15 protein-coding genes are annotated in these 19,292 nt (G+C 40.6%); all 15 read right to left on the reverse strand.

Annotation, left to right across the window (positions count from 1 at the left end; translation table 11 throughout):
* On the reverse strand, nucleotides 1-954 hold the full coding sequence (locus PRK60_RS06055; protein ID WP_273645765.1) for a DHH family phosphoesterase: 954 nt from the start codon (nucleotides 952-954) through the stop codon (nucleotides 1-3).
* A gap of 226 nt (nucleotides 955-1,180) precedes the next feature.
* Complete coding sequence (gnd, locus tag PRK60_RS06060) at nucleotides 1,181-2,086, reverse strand: phosphogluconate dehydrogenase (NAD(+)-dependent, decarboxylating) (RefSeq protein WP_273645766.1); 906 nt, start codon at nucleotides 2,084-2,086, stop codon at nucleotides 1,181-1,183.
* 155 nt (nucleotides 2,087-2,241) lie between these two features.
* Nucleotides 2,242-2,682 (reverse strand): preprotein translocase subunit YajC, encoded by a 441-nt coding sequence (gene yajC, locus PRK60_RS06065; RefSeq protein WP_102169421.1) that lies wholly within the window; start codon nucleotides 2,680-2,682, stop codon nucleotides 2,242-2,244.
* A gap of 110 nt (nucleotides 2,683-2,792) precedes the next feature.
* The gene (locus tag PRK60_RS06070) at nucleotides 2,793-3,821 is read right to left on the reverse strand and encodes a tRNA-guanine transglycosylase (protein WP_273645767.1); all 1,029 of its coding nucleotides are present in this window, start codon (nucleotides 3,819-3,821) and stop codon (nucleotides 2,793-2,795) included.
* Between the two features lie 7 nt (nucleotides 3,822-3,828).
* Nucleotides 3,829-4,845 carry a Holliday junction branch migration DNA helicase RuvB gene (gene ruvB / locus PRK60_RS06075; RefSeq protein WP_178695567.1) on the reverse strand — a complete coding sequence of 339 codons (1,017 nt, stop codon included), beginning with the start codon at nucleotides 4,843-4,845 and terminating at the stop codon, nucleotides 3,829-3,831.
* A gap of 19 nt (nucleotides 4,846-4,864) precedes the next feature.
* Nucleotides 4,865-5,467 carry a Holliday junction branch migration protein RuvA gene (gene ruvA / locus PRK60_RS06080; RefSeq protein WP_102169392.1) on the reverse strand — a complete coding sequence of 201 codons (603 nt, stop codon included), beginning with the start codon at nucleotides 5,465-5,467 and terminating at the stop codon, nucleotides 4,865-4,867.
* Nucleotides 5,468-5,484: 17 nt separating this feature from the next.
* Complete coding sequence (mutL, locus tag PRK60_RS06085) at nucleotides 5,485-7,488, reverse strand: DNA mismatch repair endonuclease MutL (RefSeq protein WP_273645768.1); 2,004 nt, start codon at nucleotides 7,486-7,488, stop codon at nucleotides 5,485-5,487.
* Nucleotides 7,489-7,498: 10 nt separating this feature from the next.
* Nucleotides 7,499-10,132: a DNA mismatch repair protein MutS gene (gene mutS / locus PRK60_RS06090; RefSeq protein WP_273645769.1), complete on the reverse strand. Its 2,634-nt coding sequence runs from the start codon at nucleotides 10,130-10,132 to the stop codon at nucleotides 7,499-7,501.
* Between the two features lie 184 nt (nucleotides 10,133-10,316).
* Nucleotides 10,317-11,876 carry a ribonuclease Y gene (gene rny, locus PRK60_RS06095; RefSeq protein WP_273646439.1) on the reverse strand — a complete coding sequence of 520 codons (1,560 nt, stop codon included), beginning with the start codon at nucleotides 11,874-11,876 and terminating at the stop codon, nucleotides 10,317-10,319.
* Between the two features lie 222 nt (nucleotides 11,877-12,098).
* Complete coding sequence (gene recA / locus PRK60_RS06100; RefSeq protein ID WP_102169388.1) at nucleotides 12,099-13,181, reverse strand: recombinase RecA; 1,083 nt, start codon at nucleotides 13,179-13,181, stop codon at nucleotides 12,099-12,101.
* An 88-nt stretch (nucleotides 13,182-13,269) separates the two neighbouring features.
* Nucleotides 13,270-14,511: a competence/damage-inducible protein A gene (locus PRK60_RS06105; protein WP_102169387.1), complete on the reverse strand. Its 1,242-nt coding sequence runs from the start codon at nucleotides 14,509-14,511 to the stop codon at nucleotides 13,270-13,272.
* A 194-nt stretch (nucleotides 14,512-14,705) separates the two neighbouring features.
* On the reverse strand, nucleotides 14,706-16,064 hold the full coding sequence (locus tag PRK60_RS06110) for an MFS transporter (protein WP_273645770.1): 1,359 nt from the start codon (nucleotides 16,062-16,064) through the stop codon (nucleotides 14,706-14,708).
* A 175-nt stretch (nucleotides 16,065-16,239) separates the two neighbouring features.
* Nucleotides 16,240-16,827, reverse strand: coding sequence for a CDP-diacylglycerol--glycerol-3-phosphate 3-phosphatidyltransferase (pgsA, locus tag PRK60_RS06115; RefSeq protein ID WP_102168159.1), 588 nt, complete (start codon nucleotides 16,825-16,827; stop codon nucleotides 16,240-16,242).
* A 21-nt stretch (nucleotides 16,828-16,848) separates the two neighbouring features.
* Nucleotides 16,849-17,904 (reverse strand): helix-turn-helix domain-containing protein, encoded by a 1,056-nt coding sequence (locus tag PRK60_RS06120; protein ID WP_273645771.1) that lies wholly within the window; start codon nucleotides 17,902-17,904, stop codon nucleotides 16,849-16,851.
* 84 nt (nucleotides 17,905-17,988) lie between these two features.
* A complete protein-coding gene (yfmH, locus tag PRK60_RS06125; RefSeq protein ID WP_102168157.1) occupies nucleotides 17,989-19,287 on the reverse strand; it encodes an EF-P 5-aminopentanol modification-associated protein YfmH in 1,299 nt (432 codons plus the stop codon).
* Nucleotides 19,288-19,292 lie beyond the last annotated feature (5 nt).

The following is a 19,292-nucleotide window of genomic DNA, read 5'->3' on the forward strand; positions in this document are numbered from 1 at the left end:
TTACTTTTGGCATTCACTTACCAATGTATCTAATTCTTTTATAACTTGACTAATTTCAGCGTGATCTACCGCCTTAGCACCACTTGCTAGTGGATGTCCGCCACCATCATGATTCTTAGCAAGCTCATTAATTACCGGGCCCTTTGAACGTAAACGAATCCGAAAATGGCCATCCTCTTGTTCTACGAATATTGCCCACGCTAAGACATTTTGAATTCGTCCAGGAAGTGAAACGACAGCTGAAGTACCAGCTTCAGTAAGGCCAAACTTGGTCAAGGTGTCATTGTCCAAAACAATGTAAGCTGCGCCACTCTCATTGATCGTTAAGTTTTCATAAACATAGGCTGATAAGCGCGCCACTGGTTCGGAAATTTCATTTTCTCGCTGACTAATTGCTGAGGCATCAGCACCCGCAGCCATTAGTGCACCCGCTACCAACATTGTCCGTGGGGTAGTGGCGGGATATAAGAACCGTCCTGTATCCCCAATAATTCCTGCATAAAGCGCCGAAGCAGCCTTCTTTGGCAGCTTTAAATCCTTTGCAAAATGTTGATAGAAAGAATAAATCATTTCTGAACAACTCGATGCTTCTGGTTCAACCCACATTAAGTCGCCATATGGTTCATCATTCGGATGGTGATCAATTTTTATTAACTTGTCACCGTTATCGAAGCGGCGATCATCGATTCGGGGAGCATTCGCTGTATCAGTAACAATTACTAAGGCGCCATCAAAAGTTTGCCCGTCAATTTCATCCATTTGACCAATCCAATCTAAGCCAGGAATATCTTTCCCCACAACGTAAATTTGCTTATAGGGAAATGATGCTTTAAGGATCTCAGCCAAACCGATCTGCGACCCAATAGCATCAGGATCCGGTCGTTGATGACGATGAATAATAATCTTATTATATTTTTTGATTTGTTCAAGAATTGCTTCTAATTGATCAGCCATGTCATATCTCCGTTTCTAAATTAGTACTCTTTAAAATTATAGCACTGCTAACCAGTTTGATTAAAATATTAATTTTACCGATAAGTTAATTAAATGTCTAGGCTACTGCCACTAAACCAATAAAATAAATGGGTCAAAGCACTCACAGTGTGAATGCCTGACCCATTGTGATTAGGAAATTTATATAATTAAACTAAACTTCCTACTCTGTATTATTATTTAAGGTTTACTTAGCCTTGTCCATTGCGTGGCCACCGAAGCTATTCCGTAATGCAGAAACAACCTTACCATCAAAGCTGTCATCTTGCATTGAACGGAACCGTTGACTTAATGCTTCGTAGATAACTGGAGTTGGAACTTGCTTGTCCATAGCATCCATCAAAGTCCAGTGAGCTTCACCAGAACTGTGCATCCGGCCAGCAATCTTATCAAGGTGAGGATCCTTTTCAAAGGCTTCTTGAGCCAATTCCATCAGCCATGAACGGATAACAGAACCGTGGTTCCACATCTTAGCAACAGCTGCGTTGTCGTAGTCAAAGTCAGAAGCTTCAAGAACTTCGAAACCTTCACCCATGGCTTCCATCATACCGTATTCAATTGCGTTGTGAACCATCTTAAGGTAGTGACCAGAACCAGCCTTACCAGTGTAAAGGTAACCATCCTTTTCAGCGATACCATCATAAAGTGGAGCAAGACGTTCGTCAAAGACCTTCTTGTCATCCCCACCGATCATGAAGTTACCATCCTTAAGGGCACCCTTCCAACCACCGGAGGAACCGCAGTCAAAGTAGTGAATACCCTTTTCGGTAAACATACGGTTGTGGCCCATAGAATCTTTCCAGAAAGTATTACCACCATCAATAACAACATCATCAGCATCAAGCAATTCAGCTAACTTTTCCATGGTGCTGTCAGTTGGCTTTCCGGCTGGAACCATTACCCATACAGTACGTGGCTTGTCAAGCTTAGCAACCATGTCTTCAAGACTACTTGACTTAGTTGCACCATAAGATGCAGCTTCATCAACAAGGTCTTGATCCAAATCAAAGGCAACAACATCGTTACCATTGTTCATCATGTTTTGAGCAAGGTGAATACCCATCTTACCTAAACCAATCAATCCAATTTGCATTCTAAAATTCCCTCCTGTTTTACAGTCGTGATGAGCGAAAATGCGAACACTCAACAATAATAATGGCAATAGCTTATTGTCATTATGAAATTACAAACTAAAAGGCTTGCAATAACGTTCTTTAAAAGTTTCCCACGTTTCGCTATACGTGTCAATTACTTTTCATCATTATTGTCATCTGATGCTGGCGCTTCAGACTTAGCTGAATCAGAAGCAGCTAGTTCTTCCTTAGTGTCAGAGCTAGTTTCTTCTTTTTCAGTAGCTTCCTCGGCTGGCTTATCTTCAGACTTAGTTTCTGCGGTATCCGCTGGTTTAACAACCCGCGCAATTGCTACCATATCAAAAGTTAAGTAAATTCCTTCACAGTCCAAAGTAACTGTCCGGTCTTCACGGTTAATTGAATCAATTTTGCCGTGCATCCGACCAATTGTGACAACTTCATCACCCTTGTGCAACTGACTCATCATGTCTTGATGTTGTTTCCGTTGCTTTTGTTGTGGGCGAATCATAAAGAAATACATTAAAGCAATCATTAGAATGATTAAAATCATTCCAGAATAACTACTAGCACTGCTTGATGCAGCACCAAGGTTCATAAATTGTAACCCGTTCACTGAATATCCATCCCTTCAAAATTCTTCAAGTTTAACTGTAACAAAAAACACGGTAAAAAGCTACTCACTACTAGGTAGAATAGTAATCAAAATCAATTAATTTTCGAACTAAGGTTAGCTATAAATTGGTTTAGCCAGAAGAGATTATGTTCCAAGATTAAACTGGTGTATTGTGGCGAATTTGTTCTGGCAAGGTAATGAAGATAGGCGCGTGAATAGTGACTGGTACATACAGGACACTGACATTCTGAATCAATAGTTTCCCAGTCATTACTAAAGGACTCCCGAGTAAAATCAAGGCGCTTTCCCTTATCCACCAACGCATTGCCCATTACTGCTTCGTGAACAGCAACATCAGAGTAAACTATATCAATCCCTGAACGAATTACCGTTATTAATTGTTCGAAATTAGCCTTTATCTTCGTTACCCGCAGACTTTCAAACGGTAGTAACTTTATTATTGCTGCAAGATTACGCTTAATTTCAGCAAGTGAATCAATCTGTTCAGTTTGGGTAACAAAATAGCCAAACGGTTGCTGTCCGGTTACAGAATCAACACTTTGCCGATGAAGCTTTTCCAAGCCGCCACCAGTAATTGGAAATAATTCATTCTGATTAGCTGAATGCCAACGTCCCGTTAATTCCACCGCGGCAGCTAAGTCATCAACCGGAGCATAATAATTTACATCACGATATAGTTGTTCAGTTATGTCTGCTCCCGATTGTTCTTGAAGCTGGATTGCCTTTTTCGGTGATAAGCTAATCAATTGTCCCTGATTGGGCAGTCGAAAATTAACCCCATTAGCCTTGTATCCTCGTGGCTTGGCAAGTTTACCAATTTCAGTAGCACCAGAAGTTGTAAAAAGGGTCCCTTGCCAACCGAGTACCCGGTGTAAATCAGGCAAATCGGCAAGATCTCTTTTGCCCAGTTCTTTTGCAAGAACTATTGGATCATAATATAAAGCCTTAGTATTAGTAGCGCGGACTTGTTCTGTCCTTAAGTATCGAATTACGTTTTCCGAGTGAACAAGCAGTGGTGTCCTCAGTTCTAGCCCATTAACCACTAATTTCCCGGTGCGTAACCCCTCTTCAGTCCGCTTAATTTTAAAATACCTATTCATAGCAACCTCACTTTGTCGGGTACTCCAAACCTAAATGCTTATAGGCAGCTGCTGTAACCATTCTTCCCCGTGCAGTTCGCGTCAAATAACCGATTTGCAGAAGGTACGGTTCGTACATTTCTTCAATTGTTGACTTTTCTTCACCAATGTTAGCTGCGATTGTTTTTAGCCCTACTGGACCACCATGATAATAGTTAATCATTGTCAAAAGAAGCTTCCGGTCAATTTCGTCAAGACCCTGATCATCAATTTGAAGGAGTTTTAATGCCTGACGGACACTCACTAAATCGATCGAGCCCTTTCCAGCCACTTGAGCAAAATCACGAACCCGTTTCAATAAGCGATTAGCAATTCGTGGCGTTCCTCGTGAACGTAAGGCTAATTCATGCGCTCCCTCATCTTCAATTTTTGTTTGAAAAATACCAGCTGAACGAAAAATAATCCTTGTTAATTCATCTTGGTTATAGTAACTCATATGTTCTACAATTCCGAAACGATCTCGCAGCGGGGCAGATAGCATTCCAGCACGAGTTGTTGCACCAATTAAAGTAAAGGGCGGTAGGGGAAAATGAACGGGGTGGGCTGTTGGACCCTCACCAATTACAATATCAATATAGTAATCTTCCATTGCGGAGTATAGCATTTCCTCAACTACTTTCGGCAAGCGATGAATTTCATCAATAAACAAGACATCTCCTGGCTTCAATTCATTCAGCAAGGCTACAAGGTCTCCTGGCTTTTCAATTGCCGGGCCACTCGTTGTTTTGATATTTACTCCCAGTTCATTGGTAATTACCATTGCGAGAGTAGTCTTTCCCAAACCAGGTGGGCCGTATAGAAGAACATGATCTAATGCTTCTTCCCGTTCTTTTGCGGCCTTAATATAGATATTTAATTCATGCTTGATCTTGGCTTGACCAATATAATCAGCTAAATTTTGTGGACGAAGAGTTAGTTCAAACGCCGACTCCGCTTTTCCTGTTGTCTTACCGGAAACTAGTTCATGTTCATCTTGATCTGCCATCTTCTCTAACCCCCTTCCTCTAGTTTAGTAGCCTTAAAGCATGACGAAGATATTCTTCCGTAGAAGTTTCTGCTTCTTTTGCCAGTTCTTTTTTAATTCGTTTAACTTCTCGTTCTTTATAACCTAAAGCAGTCAACGCTTCTAGAGCATCCTGTAAAGCCTCATTACCATCTTCACTCTCTGGCAATAGTGGTTTTAACAAGTTTGCTTCACTCGGTGCTAAACGTTCAATCTTATCCTTAAGATCCAAGCAAATCTGTGAAGCAGTTTTCTTGCCAATTCCCGGAAATTTAGTCAGGTATTTAACATCATCGTTAGCGATTGCATTAATTAACCCTTCATGATCCGGATTGGCCAAAATTGCCAAAGCGCTTTTGGGGCCAATTCCAGAAACATTAATCAACTGCATAAACAACTGCTTCTCGTCTTCATCACTAAAGCCAAATAACGAAATATCATCATCACGAACAGCTTGGTAAACATAGACGGTTACTTTTTGTTGCTTGTCAATATGATAACGGTAAGGATTAGCAACTAATAGTCGGTAGCCGATCCCGTTTACTTCGACCACAATGTAACGCGGTTCGACTACTGTAACTAGTCCGGTTAGGTATTCATACATTCTCTTGTACTCCTCTTTTAAAATTCATGTTCATCAAAATCTTGAGCAAATGGGACATGTGAATCTTGAATCCGCTTAAACATTTTCTCTAAGTCACGGTCGTTAAAGTGAACCGTCACTGGCCTACCGTGCGGACAATTAAAGGGATTTTCACATTTTGGCAATCGCTGTAAAAGTGCCTTAGCTTCACGATCATCGAGGTGATGATTAGCTTTAATCGCCCGTTTACAACTCATCATAATTGCGGTCCGCTGACGAAAATCGTGAACTGAAATTTTTCCATCATTAATTAACCATTCAATCATTTCCTTAGCAGTTGCTTCTTCCTGCCCTTCTGCAAACCAGGTTGGATGAGAACGTAAAATAAAACTATTCGGGCCAAAGGATTCTAAGTGAAGACCAACTGCTTCAAGCGTATCCAAGTGTTGAGTAATGGTCATCGTATCAACTGTTGAATAATTTAACACTAATGGCACTAAAAAGGTTTGTTGATCATCGCTTACTTGACCAATCTCTTTACGAAACTTTTCATAATTAATTCGTTCTTGAGCAGCATGTTGATCAACAATATATAACCCATCCCCCGCCTGTGCTAAGAGGAAAGTTCCTTGCAACTGGCCAATATATTGTAAATCAGGAAAACGTTTTTGCGATTGATCGCTTTTATCGCGCACATCTAGTTCAATACTTTCCGCCCGGATAGGTTTCTGGGGAGCCTGCTCATCTGGACTACCAAACGGATAAGCAATTTCCTCGTCATGATAGCGTTGATCAAATTTTTGCATCTGCAAGCTTACCAGTTCATCTTTCTTATGGATAACAACTGGTTCGTGAACAATGCTATCAGCTGCATCAACATCCGCTGGTCCCCCATTTGTAATTACACTTGCAGAAGACGAAGCAGTAGATGAATGAGTAAAACTAGTCGATGGAGTTTCGTACTGTTTAGCTGCCTCATTCAGTTGTCGTTCCAAATCGTCCACATCTGGTTCGTCAGGAATAAATTGCTTAGCGTCCACATCGGGAATTAAATTTTCTGTTGATATCCGTTGGCGAATAACCTTAGCAATTAGCTCCGCCAGCTGCGGTTCTTTGCTCAACCGGACCTCACGTTTTGCTGGATGCACATTAACATCAACTAATACGGGATCCAGCTGAATATTAAGGACAGCAATTGGGTAACGACCAACCATCAATTTTGATTCGTAGCCATTGATAATTGCTTTCGTTAATTCAAAATTACGAATATAACGATGGTTAATCGTGATCGTGATGTACTGACGTGATGCGCGCGTAAGTTCAGGTAAGGAAACTAGGCCACTAATCTTAAAATCATTATCTTCTCCCGCAAAGGGAAGCATTTTCTTGCCGACCTGAATCCCGTAAATTGCAGCAACAACCTGTTGCAAATTATCATTCCCTGCAGTTCGGAATAGTTCCTTATTATTATGCGTCAGGCTAAACGCTACTTGCGGATTAGCCAGAGCCAAACGATTCACGATATCGGTAATTCGTGCTAATTCAGTTTGGGGTGATTTCAAATATTTTAACCGTGCTGGGGTATTAAAGAAAAGCTCACGAACAACCACGTCAGTTCCTTGACGCGCTGGTCCTGGCTTTACATCAACTAATTCACCACCATGAATATGGATTAAGGAACCGGTCGTACTACCTGGTGTCGCTGTTGTTAACGTAACATCAGCGACTGAGGCGATACTTGGCAAAGCTTCGCCACGAAACCCCATCGTCCGGACCTTAAAAAGATCACGCCGAGTCGTAATCTTACTAGTAGCATGACGTTTAAATGCAATTTCAACATCATCATCCGCAATTCCAGATCCATCGTCAATCACTCTAATACTATCTAGGCCAGAATTTTCGACAATAATGTCAATTCTCTTACTGTTGGCGTCTAACGAATTTTCGACCAGCTCCTTAACAATTGACGCGGGCCGTTCGATTACTTCCCCAGCGGCAATTTGATCCGCTAAGACATTAGTTAATTCATGGATCTTTCCCATTTATGCCACCTTACTTTAACTTTTGCTGCCATTGATAAATTTGGTTCATAACATCCATTGGTGTCATCCCCATCAAATTAAGGTTCTTTAACTGCTTAATAATTTTTGCAGCTGCCGGATCCTTTGCCTTTGGCGTAGGAGATCCAAATAGTTCTAGTTGCCCATTTGGATCAACCAATGGCGGCTGAGAAGCAGAATGAGTAGTCTTTTCTTTAACCTTACCTGTCTCAGGTTGCTGCTCAGCGGAGTCAGAAATTGTCGGCAACTTCACATCCTTTCTTTCTAAAGAGCTAAGAATTTTATCGGCACGCTTAAGTAGAGTCTCAGGCATACCAGCCAATCTAGCAACATGAATCCCATATGACTTATCTGCTGGTCCGGCGCTCACCTTATGCAAGAAAACCAATTCGCCATTCTTCTCTGTTGCACCAACATGGACGTTTTTTAGCCTCGACAAAGTCGTTTCAAGAGCAGTTAACTCATGATAGTGAGTCGAAAAAAGTGTTTTAGCTCGCAAATGTTCGTGAATGTATTCAATAATTGCTTGAGCTAACGCCATCCCATCATAGGTAGCAGTCCCCCGACCAATTTCATCAAATAAGATTAAACTACGATCAGTGGCGTGCATTAAGGCATTATTAGCTTCCATCATTTCAACCATAAAAGTACTTTCACCAGAAATTAAGTCATCCGCTGCCCCAATCCGGGTAAAGATTTGGTCAAAAATCGGTAATTCTGCCTGTTCCGCTGGGACAAAGCATCCCATTTGAGCCATCACTGCTGTCAATGCTAATTGACGCATATAGGTACTCTTACCAGACATGTTCGGTCCAGTAATCAAAAGGATATCCGTTGATTCATCCATCAGTACATCATTAGGAACATATTCTTGATGCCCCATAAACTTTTCAACAACGGGGTGCCGCCCATCCTTGATTTTCAATACGTGCCCCGTGTTCATTTGTGGACGGACAAAATGATAATCCTCACTGACAACTGCAAAGCTTTGGAGAACATCTAATTCCGACAACGCTTGAGCCAAGCTTTGTAACCGTTTAATCTGGCCCTTCACTTTCTCCCGAATTTTAACAAAGACATCATATTCAAGTGCGGTTGATTTTTCTTGCGCTCCCAAAATCAACGCTTCTTTTTCCTTTAATTCAGGCGTTGAGAACCGTTCTGCGTTTACCAGTGTTTGCTTCCGTTCATAGCGGTCACGGGGAATTTTATTGAGGTTAACTTTGGTCACTTCGATGTAGTAACCAAAAACATGGTTATAGCCGATCTTGAGGTTATTAATTCCCGTTACCTCTCGTTCGTGCTTTTGTAGATCTGCGATCCATTGCTTACCGTTATTCATCGCGTCACGATACTCATCAAGCTGCTGATCATAACCATCCTTAATTACACCACCATCAGTCACGCTAATTGGCGGATCTTCAACAATTGATTTTTCGATCAAAGATGCCACGTCACTCAACGGATCAAGCTGCTTTTCTAAGTCAGCAAATGCCGGTGCGTCAAGTGTCTCTAAGGTATATTTAATTTTTGGTACCTGGAGCAATGAAGTCTTTAACTGAATTAGATCCCGACCGTTAACACTTCCATATGCCACACGACCAGCAAGGCGCTCTAAGTCATAAACTTTGATCAATTCTTGCTGAATATTATTTCGCTCAAAATAGTGTTCAAGAAGCTCTTGAACCTTATCCTGGCGAGCACTAATTTGCTTGGGATCAATTAATGGTCGATCTAGCCACCGTTTTAATAGTCGGCTGCCCATTGCTGTTTTTGTTTCGTCAAGTAACCAGGCTAACGTTCCCTGTCGTTTACCGCTCCGCATGTTGGTCATTAATTCAAGGTTAGTTTTTGAATAATGATCAATCTTCATAAAAGAGCTAGGCCGGTAGGAAATTGCTTTTTGCAAATGAGCTAGTGACCGTTTTTGTGTTGTTAACAAATATGAAACCAGGAGCGAAACAACAGTTTGCTGCCCCTCATCAGTTAAGTCTTGAGTTAAGTAACTCACTTCTGCTTCATTCACAATTTCCGGCTGATGTGATTGTAAAATATTTCGTTTAGTCAGCTGCTGCTTAAAATCATCCTCAACTGAATCATCAAGGACAACTTCCCGACTCTGCAAATTAATCAACTCGTTAATCGTTTCGTCCTCACTTGCAAAATCAGTTGTTTTTAACTCCCCAGTTGATAAATCAGTATAAGCCAGATAATAATGACCATTTTGACGAATGATTCCCGCTAAGTAGTTATTATTTTTAGCCTGATCACCATTCAGATCCATTTGAGTTCCCGGAGTAATTAACCGGGTAACTGCCCGCTTAACCATTCCCTTTGCCTTTTTAGGGTCTTCCATTTGCTCGCAAATTGCAACTTTATACCCTTTATCAATCAGTACATCAATGTAGCTATTTACAGCTCGATGCGGAACACCACACATTGGAATGGGGTTCTTAGCACTATGATTTCTTGTTGTTAGCGTTAACTCAAGCAATTGAGCACCCTTAATTGCATCATCGTTAAAGAGCTCATAAAAGTCCCCTAACCGGTAAAATAAAAATGCGTCTGGGTATTGATCCTTGACCTTTTGGTATTGTTCCATCATTGGCGTTGTTTTCTTTGCCACCTAATTTCACCCCGTAAATTTTCTCTCTATATAATTTAGAACGTTTTTTTACCCTATCTTTACTTTATTTATTATATTTTTTGCGTAATTCAAGTGCAAGAAAGAGAATCGCCAAAATAAAGAAAGAGGCCAGGAGGTAACCTAGTCTCTTTACCATATTAAAGTATTTTCCCTAACATGTTATTTACTTTGCGTAGTCGATCGCACGAGTTTCTCGAATAACAGTTACCTTAATATGACCAGGGTATTCAAGCTCCTGTTCAATCTCATGTTTAATATCATGGGACAAAGCAACTGCTTGAAGATCTGAAATTTTCTTTGGTTTGACTATTACTCGCAGTTCACGACCTGCCTGAATTGCGTAACTATGATCGACACCATTATGGGCATTTGCAATACTTTCTAGTTTCTTTAAGCGTTGGATATATTGTTCAAGCGATTCACTCCGCGCACCAGGACGTGCACCAGAAATAGCATCAGCAGCCTGAACCAGCGCAGCAATTACTGATTTTGCTGGAACGTCACCGTGGTGTGAAGCAATCGTGTTAATTACTACTTTATTTTCTTTATATTTGGTAGTTAATTCAACACCTAGCTCAACATGCGAACCATCAACTTCGTGGTCAATTGCTTTTCCAATATCATGAAGAAGACCTGCCCGTTTAGCAAGGGTCACATCTTCTCCTAACTCTGCTGCCATTATTCCAGCAAGCTTAGCAACCTCAATCGAGTGATCAAGAACGTTTTGACCATAACTAGTCCGGTACTTCATTCGTCCAATTGTCTTAATCAAGTCTGGGTGCATTGAATGAATTCCGAGATCAAACAGAGCCTGTTCTCCAGTTTCCCGAAGGTTAGCATCCATTTCTTGACGCGCTTTATCAACAGCCTCTTCAATTCTTGCCGGATGAATCCGTCCATCCTGAATCAACTTTTCCAAGGCAATCTTAGCAATTTCACGCCGAACCGGATCAAAACCACTTAGCACAACGGCTTCAGGAGTATCATCGATAATCAAGTCAATTCCCGTTAACGTTTCCAGGGTCCGAATATTCCGTCCTTCTCGACCAATAATTCTCCCTTTCATATCATCGTTTGGTAAGTTAACAACCGAAACCGTTGCTTCAGAAACAACATCCGCAGCACTTCGTTGAATTGCTTCAACAATTAACTTCTTTGCCGTCTTATCAGCAACTAATTCAGCATTTTGTTCACTATCACGAATCATAATTGCCCGCTCGGTCTTTAGCTCTTCCTTAACCTGATCTAAAACCTGTGTCTTCGCTTCATCATGAGACAGTTGAGCAACTTTTTCCAATTCTTGTTGTCGCTGTTCAATCAATGAATCTGCCTTTTCTTGAGATACTTTTAACTGGTTAGTTTGCTGTTCAAGTTGGTGTTCCCGTTTACCAACAGCACCTTCTCGCTTTTCAAGAGCATCATCTTTACGATCTAATGAGGTTTCCCGTTGTAAGAGACGATCTTCTTGCTTTTGAACCTCATTCCGTCGTTGTTTCAGTTCTTGTTCAACACTTTCCCGGTAACGATGGCTTTCTTCCTTGGCCTCTAAAATAGCCTCTTTTTTCGCCGTCGCTGCATCTTGTTTTGCAGTGGAAAGAATTTGCTCTGCACTTTGATTAGCAGCTTTAAGTTGCTTTTCAACAGAAACTTTATGAATTGCATATCCAATAATAATACCGATAATCATAGCAAGCGCGGCGAAAACTAAGCCGAAAGCTTCCATCATTTCACCTCCGCTTTCACTATTTTTATTATTGGTTCAATTAATTAGTTTAATTTAACCGTATGATAAATTAAATACCACACAAATTAAATTTTAAGCTTGCCATTAATTAGTGTCAACCATTCTTTCAATAATTAAAGAAGACCGAGAAAAACAAAATGATTTCCCGATCTTTATCTATTACTAATAGTTATTAAACTTAAAGAATCTAATTCTTAGTATTTACTTTTTGCTTGCTTCTTCAATGGTTTCTTGCTTAGCTTCAGAATTAGCGCTTTGCTTCTCATTATGAGTCTTATTTGCAGTATCCTTTAATGGTTCCATTCCATTGGCTTCGCGAACCTTGTTCATCAGCTCGGTCATACTATCAGGGTGTTCAGCTAACCACTTCTTAGCATTTTCACGTCCCTGACCAATCCGTTCATCGCCATATGAGTACCATGCGCCAGATTTCTTAACAAGATCTTGCTCAACAGCCATGTCAAGAAGTTCACCAGTCTTAGAGATTCCCTCACCATACATAATGTCAACTTCAGCACGTTTAAATGGTGGAGCAACCTTATTTTTGACGATTTTAATCTTAGTCCGGTTACCAATAACATTAGTCCCGTTTTTAATCTGTTCAGACCGACGAATTTCCATCCGAATTGTTGAGTAGAACTTTAATGCTCGACCACCAGTAGTAGTTTCTGGATTCCCGAACATCACACCAACTTTTTCACGAATTTGGTTAATAAAAATGGCAATCGTCTTCGTCTTATTAATTTCTCCAGAAAGCTTCCGCAATGCTTGCGACATTAATCGTGCTTGAAGACCAACATGGGCATCACCCATCTCACCCTCAATTTCGGCACGGGGAACAAGCGCAGCCACGGAGTCAACAACCACCAAATCAACTGCTCCACTGGAAATTAATGCATCTGCAATCTCTAGCCCTTCTTCCCCAGTATCAGGTTGGGAAAGAAGCAAGTCATCGACATTTACACCCAATGCCTCTGCATATTGAGGATCAAGGGCGTTTTCCGCGTCAATATAGGCAGCCGTTCCGCCTTGACGCTGTACTTCAGCGACCGCCTGTAAAGCTACGGTCGTCTTACCTGAACTTTCAGGACCATAGATTTCTACAATTCGACCACGAGGATAACCACCTACACCAAGGGCCTTATCAATTGCTAATGAACCACTTGAAACTGTAGCAATCTTCATATCGGCAGCGTCACCCATTCGCATGATGGAGCCCTTACCGAAATTCTTTTCAATTTTACGAATTGCGACATCAAGTGCTGCTTTTCGTTGATCAGCCAAAATAATTCCTCCTTTGAAACGGAATATCCGTTAATAATCATAACAGTTTTAGACAAAAAAACAAGAATTTTAGCAAACAATAGTTCGGTTATTTTTTTAATTCTTGTAAAAGCATCTGTAGACCATATTGGACACTCAACAACCGAATTTCTTGTCGTCCCAAATATCCAGCCAATCGCAACTGCTTAGAGATAGTAGGTTGTCCTTTGCGTGCTAGTCCAATCCACACCGTTCCGGCTGGTTGTCCTTCTAGCTCATCGGGTCCTGCTACACCTGTAAAGCCGATTCCAAAATCTGCATCAAGTTTTTTTCGTGAGTAATCTGCCATTGCCTGAGCAGTTGCGCTACTTACAACCCCGTTTTGTTTAATTAGTGAAGCTGGGATACCGAGCAAGCTGATTTTTGCTTCAGCAGCATAGGTAACAAAGCCGCCATCAAAGATTGCTGAAGCTCCAGGAACTGAACAAACCGTACTTTGAAAGAGCCCGCCAGTTAAGCTTTCAGCTCCCGTAATTTTTAACTTTTGCTGCTTCAAAAGACCCACAACTTCATTTGCTAAATTAAAGTCATTTCCCATTCCTAAATAGTATTGTTGCTCCTTTTTCAGAATTACCTCAGTCACCTGATCAAACATTGCCTTAATATCTGCTTGTGCATCTGTAATTATCGTCAACCGCAGTTCGATATTAGTTGGTTTGACATAGGAGGTAATAGCAACGTTAGGGTAGTCTGCCATTATCGGCTTTAACTCGTTCATCAAGGTCGATTCAGGTCGACCAAGAAAATGGAGTGCTCGTGTTTTGATCGTTTTTTGAATACTAAACTCCTTGATAATTCGTGGAAGGACCTCCTGATTCACCATTGCTTGAAATTCGGCAGGGGGTCCGGGAAGAATTACCACTCGGTGCTTTTCCGCTTTAAACCAGCTTCCTAAAGCGAGTCCCCGCGAGTTTGGAATCAGCTCACCAATATATTGAGCCTGTCGCTTATTTTCAGGTTGAACCGGAATTTGTCGCTGTGCAAAGATCCCCAAGAGGTGGTGCCAGGTTTGATCATCAGTCTTTACCAGTGCTCCAACACCCCGTGCAACAGCTGACAAGGTAACATCATCTACTGTTGGTCCTAACCCGCCACAAACAAAAATAATCTCCGCGCGATCCTGCGCATCCCGCACACAGTTAATAATGGCAGTTGGATCATCCCCGACTGTTACTTGTGTTGCCACCGTAATACCCAACGAATTGAGCTTTTTTGCTAAAAACGCTGAATTAGTATTCGCAATTTCACCACGCTGCAGTTCATCACCAACCGAAATAATTTCTGCATTCATGTTTTTTGCCTCCAACTAGTAATAACGTAAAATTACTTTAATTTTATTTTTTAAGGAAATAATTTTAGCTGTCCTAGGTAAATGATATAACTAATTTCTTAAAGATATAAGTCTCAAACAAAAAACTCTAGTATCCAGATAAACTGAAACTAGAGTCTTTCGGTTACGAATGTTATTAAAAAACAGCTTGGTACTTATTCCTTAATATTTTCCTCTTTGGCAAGCTTAGCCACACGATTTTCGTTAAACATAATATAGATTAACAATAAGAGGGCAAGCGTTGTAGCTGAATAGAGGACAATGTTACTTGCTAGCCAACCATACTTGGATACTAAAACCCCAATTAAGGCGGTTGCTAAGGTTTCACCAAAAATGTATTGGAAGAAGCCCATGAATCCTGTTGATGATCCAACAGCAAACTTGGGAACAGCTTCATTAACCATTAAACCAACCAATGTTAGCGGTGCATAAATTAGAGTTCCCATAATGAAAAGAACAGTAACAATCAAAGCATGACTTGTACTAAAGAAGTAGGTAGTCAGGCAAATGAAAAGTAAGATAACACAAGCGATACAAACAATTGCCCGTCGATCTTTCAAGAAGTCAGAAATAGCACCCATGATAATAACACCAGGAACAGTTGCTAATTCAAAGATCCCAACTAACCACTTAGCAAACGATGGACTAAAGCCCTTAGATTGAACAAGGAAACTAGGAATCCAACTCATAACCCCGTAACGAACTAGGTAAAGAGACATTGAAGTTAACGTGATCGCCCAAACTACCTTGTTAGTTAAAATGTACTTTACAAAAATTTGTGGCAAAGTTAAGTTTGTCAATTCTGATGAAGAAGCCTTACCATTTTCAAGGACAACTTCATCACCAGTATATTGAGAAATACTTGGCAAACCTACAGTTGTTGGCCGGTCAGCACCACAAATCAATACGAAGGCAGCAATAATCAGTGAAACAACTGATGCCGTGTAGAACACAGCTGGAATTGAGCCAGAGAACATGAAAGTTGCTAATTGGACAACGGCAACACAGACAAAGGCACCAGCGTTGTGGGCAGAGGACCAAATGGAGTAAATAGCCCCACGGTGCTTCTTACCCCACCAAAGTTGAACGATCCGTTGACATGCGGCTGCCCCCATCCCTTGCGCAACTGACATTACAAGCATTAAGAACATCATTACGTAGAGGTTCTTGGTAGCCCCTAATCCGAAGTTCAAAATCGCTGAAATAATCAGCCCAGTTGCCAAGTAATGGTTTGGGTTACTCTTATCACTAAGTGCTCCCATGAATAACTTAGAAATACCATAACCAATACCAAAACATGAAAGAACCATCCCGATATCAGCCGTAGTAAATCCATATTGCTTCATAATGTCGTTCTGTTCGGTTGTAAAAATAAGACGAATAACATAATAGCCAATGTAACCAATACAGATTGACAATAAGACACCAACTTGACGCCACTTATAAACGGTTGAAATTTTATCCTTCGGAACCTTAGTTTTAGCATCAGGAGCTGGTTTTAAGAATGAAAGCATAACTACATCTCCTTAATATGAAATCCCTTTCAAAAAAGGTACAGACCAATTTTATCATATTTCAAAACATAAATGAACATTTTTCCTAAAAATATCAATAACTATTTTTATTACAATAAAAACGACCCTACCAAAGATGAGCAAGGTCGCTTCTTAATGTATATAAAACTAATAGTTATTTAAAGCCGTCTGAAAAGACATCCCGTCCCTGAATAAAGTAGTCAACTCCAGAATAAATGGTAAAGAATAAGCAAATGTACAACATAATTTGGCCAAATGGAATTCCCCAAATTGCAAAAATCACGTTATTAAGAAGCAGGAAGATAATTGCAATAAACTGGGTAGTTGTTTTGATTTTCCCTGGCATTTTAGCAGCCAGAACAACGCCATCTTGTTCTACTAATAAGAGCCGCAATCCAGTCACCGATAATTCTCGCCAGATAATAATTGATGTTACCCAAGCAGGAACAACCTGATTACCAGTTAAAACAATAAATGCCGTCATTACTAGTAATTTATCTGCTAGCGGGTCAGTAAACTTCCCAAAATTAGTTACCAAGTGGTGTTTACGCGCAATTCGACCGTCTAAATTATCAGTCAATGTTGCTGCAATAAACAAGATTGCCGCAATGAATTGTGAAACAGGGATCGTTGCTCCCCAAAAGCTGACTGCTCCCCACGATTGTAACGGAAGAACCATTAATAGTAAGAAAAAGGGGATAATGATTAACCGCACAACGGTTAGTTTATTAGGTAAATTCAAATTACTTCCTCCTCATACCCATTAGCGTGATTGCGTTTGATTTGTTTGTGACTGTTGTGTCTGTGTCCGGTTCTGACCTTGATTTGTAGTAGTCCGGGACGCATTAGTCGTTGTACTCTGACTTGTTCTCGTCGGTTGAGGAGCAGTCTGCTGACCACTAGTAGCTCGACTAGAAGAACCACCGCTTGATACGGATGAACTTGATGAATTACCAAAGTGGATCGTCACTGTCCGAGTATTGTTGTAGCGACCATTATCCGTAAAGTTAATCTTCTTATTACCAAGTTTTAAGGTAGTAGCTGAAGCATTACCGACTGTAATAACAACCGTATTAGTAGTTCGCTTAATAGTCACATCAGCCGTTGAATTAGCGTCCATTGTCCGACTTAAAGCATTTGTGCCATCGGTAGTAACACTGTTCCATGCCCGACCGCTTGTCTTGATTTGTAACTTGGCATCCTTCTTTAATGAAGCGGCATTGTAAGTAACACTATTATTATTCCGGCTAGCTTCCGTTAATTTAATGGCCGTACTCTTCTTCGTCTTAGTGGAACTCTTCTTTACAGAACTGCTACTCTTCTTTCGGCTTTCACCTGAAACCGAAACGGAACTATTATCAATCTTGGTTGAGGAATCCTGGTGACCGCGAACAATTGCAGTTACCCAAATTGCAGCTAGAACAATTACAATTACACACGCAATAATAATGGTTGGCATGTATTGACGAACCTTACTAACCCCTTGGCTAACAGTTTTTCGCCGATTTGCTCGGGTTTCAACTGCCTGATTAATATGATCGGAATATTCTTCTGTTTTTGCCTTAGGTAATTGTTCATTGAACTCTTTTAACAGCTCATTACCATCAAGGCCCACCGTATCTGCATACTGCTTAATAAAAGCCCGAACGTAAAAGTCCCCTGGCAATTCGTCAAACTTTTCGTCTTCAATTGCAATTAAGTATCGTTTCTGAATTTTCGTTAACTGTTGTAAATCATCTAACGTATAGCCCTTAGCTTGTCGAGCACCACGTAGCTTCTTTCCAATTTGGATTTGTTGTTCATTATCGTTTTCACTCATTGTGATATCTCCATCTCTGAATTTTAATCCTACCTGCTAATTATAGCATGGCATCCCGCTATCAATTATTAAGAAAGTCTTGAATTAACGATGCTGGGGAATGATTTGGAATACAGAAATTCCCTGTGAAACAATGAAGCGCTTGGCAACATCATAAAGGTCATTCAAATCAATTGATCGTAATTCCCTAATCTCATCCATCAGGTTAGCACCATCAAAGAAACTTCCTCCATAATGGTTTGCAACAGCCTCTGGTGAATCCAATAAGCCAGTTAAACGGCCAATCTCCGCATTCTTGATTTCATTAAAGCGTGTTCTCGCGGCATCAATTTGCTGATCCGCACTTTCTAAGATAGCAATCACTTCATCCGCAAATCGTTCCATTTGATCGGTGTCAGAACTGAAATATGCAAAGTAAAAGTCCCGTTGCATTTCTAAATTATAAGCAAATGAATCGTCAAGAACCTCATTGTTGTATAACCGTAAATAATTGTCCGAAGTATCATCAAAAAGAACATCAAGTAACAAATCAATTGCTAATTTATAATGTAATCGTTCTCGACCACTTTCAGGCATCTCAATTCCGCGCAACCCAACAATGACTTTTGGTCTAGCCACATCCATCGTTAGGGACCGAAACGGAATAACATCGTGAGCGGATGGATCATTAAGGTTAAATACCCGCTCTGGTGTTATTGCAGGTAAGAATTGCCGATGACTTTGATTATCAGTTACCCACTCAACAACCTCATCCGGATCCAACTTTCCTGCCAATACTAGGTTCATATTACTTGGTTGATAGAAGGTCCGATAAGTTTCCATTAAGTACTCGGGAGTAATCTTACTAATACTATCAACAGTTCCTGCAATATCAATGTGCATGGGATCATTAGGATAAAGGTTACCTAAGATTCCAAGATATAACCGCCAGGAAGCGTCATCCTCATACATTTTTATCTCTTGACCAATAATTCCCTGTTCTTTCTTTACCGTTTGTTCTGTAAAGTACGGTTCCTGGACAAAATCGAGCAGGACATTCAGACTTTCCCGAACATGATCGGTAGTAGAAAAGAGGTAACTAGTTTGAGTAAAGCTCGTAAAGGCGTTTGAATCAGCGCCAAGTTTCCCAAATAAGTCAAAGGCATCATGATCAGCCTTTTCAAACATTTTATGCTCTAAGAAATGCGCGATCCCGTCCGGAACCTGAATTGCGTCTTTTTTGCCGTACGGAACAAAATGATTATCAATTGAGCCAAAATTAGTAGTAAAAATTGCATAAGTTTTATGATAACCACTCATTGGAATCATTTGCAAAGATAAGCCGGTTGGTAGCTGTTGCCGGTAAACCGGTTGGTTGAATTCGTCATAAACTTCTTTATTCATATAGT

Origin of the sequence: Limosilactobacillus portuensis, assembly GCF_028607025.1 — a bacterium.
GTDB classification, from domain to species: domain Bacteria; phylum Bacillota; class Bacilli; order Lactobacillales; family Lactobacillaceae; genus Limosilactobacillus; species Limosilactobacillus portuensis.

Bases quoted from the DNA above. Each gene is read 5' to 3' on its own strand.
- PRK60_RS06070 (WP_273645767.1), bottom strand. From the start codon at position 3,821: ATGAATAGGTATTTTAAAATTAAGCGGACTGAAGAGGGGTTACGCACC.
- PRK60_RS06055 (WP_273645765.1), bottom strand. From the start codon at position 954: ATGGCTGATCAATTAGAAGCAATTCTTGAACAAATCAAAAAATATAAT.
- mutL (WP_273645768.1), bottom strand. From the start codon at position 7,488: ATGGGAAAGATCCATGAATTAACTAATGTCTTAGCGGATCAAATTGCC.
- yajC (WP_102169421.1), bottom strand. From the start codon at position 2,682: ATGAACCTTGGTGCTGCATCAAGCAGTGCTAGTAGTTATTCTGGAATG.
- PRK60_RS06105 (WP_102169387.1), bottom strand. From the start codon at position 14,511: ATGAATGCAGAAATTATTTCGGTTGGTGATGAACTGCAGCGTGGTGAA.
- yfmH (WP_102168157.1), bottom strand. From the start codon at position 19,287: ATGAATAAAGAAGTTTATGACGAATTCAACCAACCGGTTTACCGGCAA.
- ruvB (WP_178695567.1), bottom strand. From the start codon at position 4,845: ATGGCAGATCAAGATGAACATGAACTAGTTTCCGGTAAGACAACAGGA.
- PRK60_RS06120 (WP_273645771.1), bottom strand. From the start codon at position 17,904: ATGAGTGAAAACGATAATGAACAACAAATCCAAATTGGAAAGAAGCTA.
- ruvA (WP_102169392.1), bottom strand. From the start codon at position 5,467: ATGTATGAATACCTAACCGGACTAGTTACAGTAGTCGAACCGCGTTAC.
- gnd (WP_273645766.1), bottom strand. From the start codon at position 2,086: ATGCAAATTGGATTGATTGGTTTAGGTAAGATGGGTATTCACCTTGCT.
- rny (WP_273646439.1), bottom strand. From the start codon at position 11,876: ATGGAAGCTTTCGGCTTAGTTTTCGCCGCGCTTGCTATGATTATCGGT.
- PRK60_RS06110 (WP_273645770.1), bottom strand. From the start codon at position 16,064: ATGCTTTCATTCTTAAAACCAGCTCCTGATGCTAAAACTAAGGTTCCG.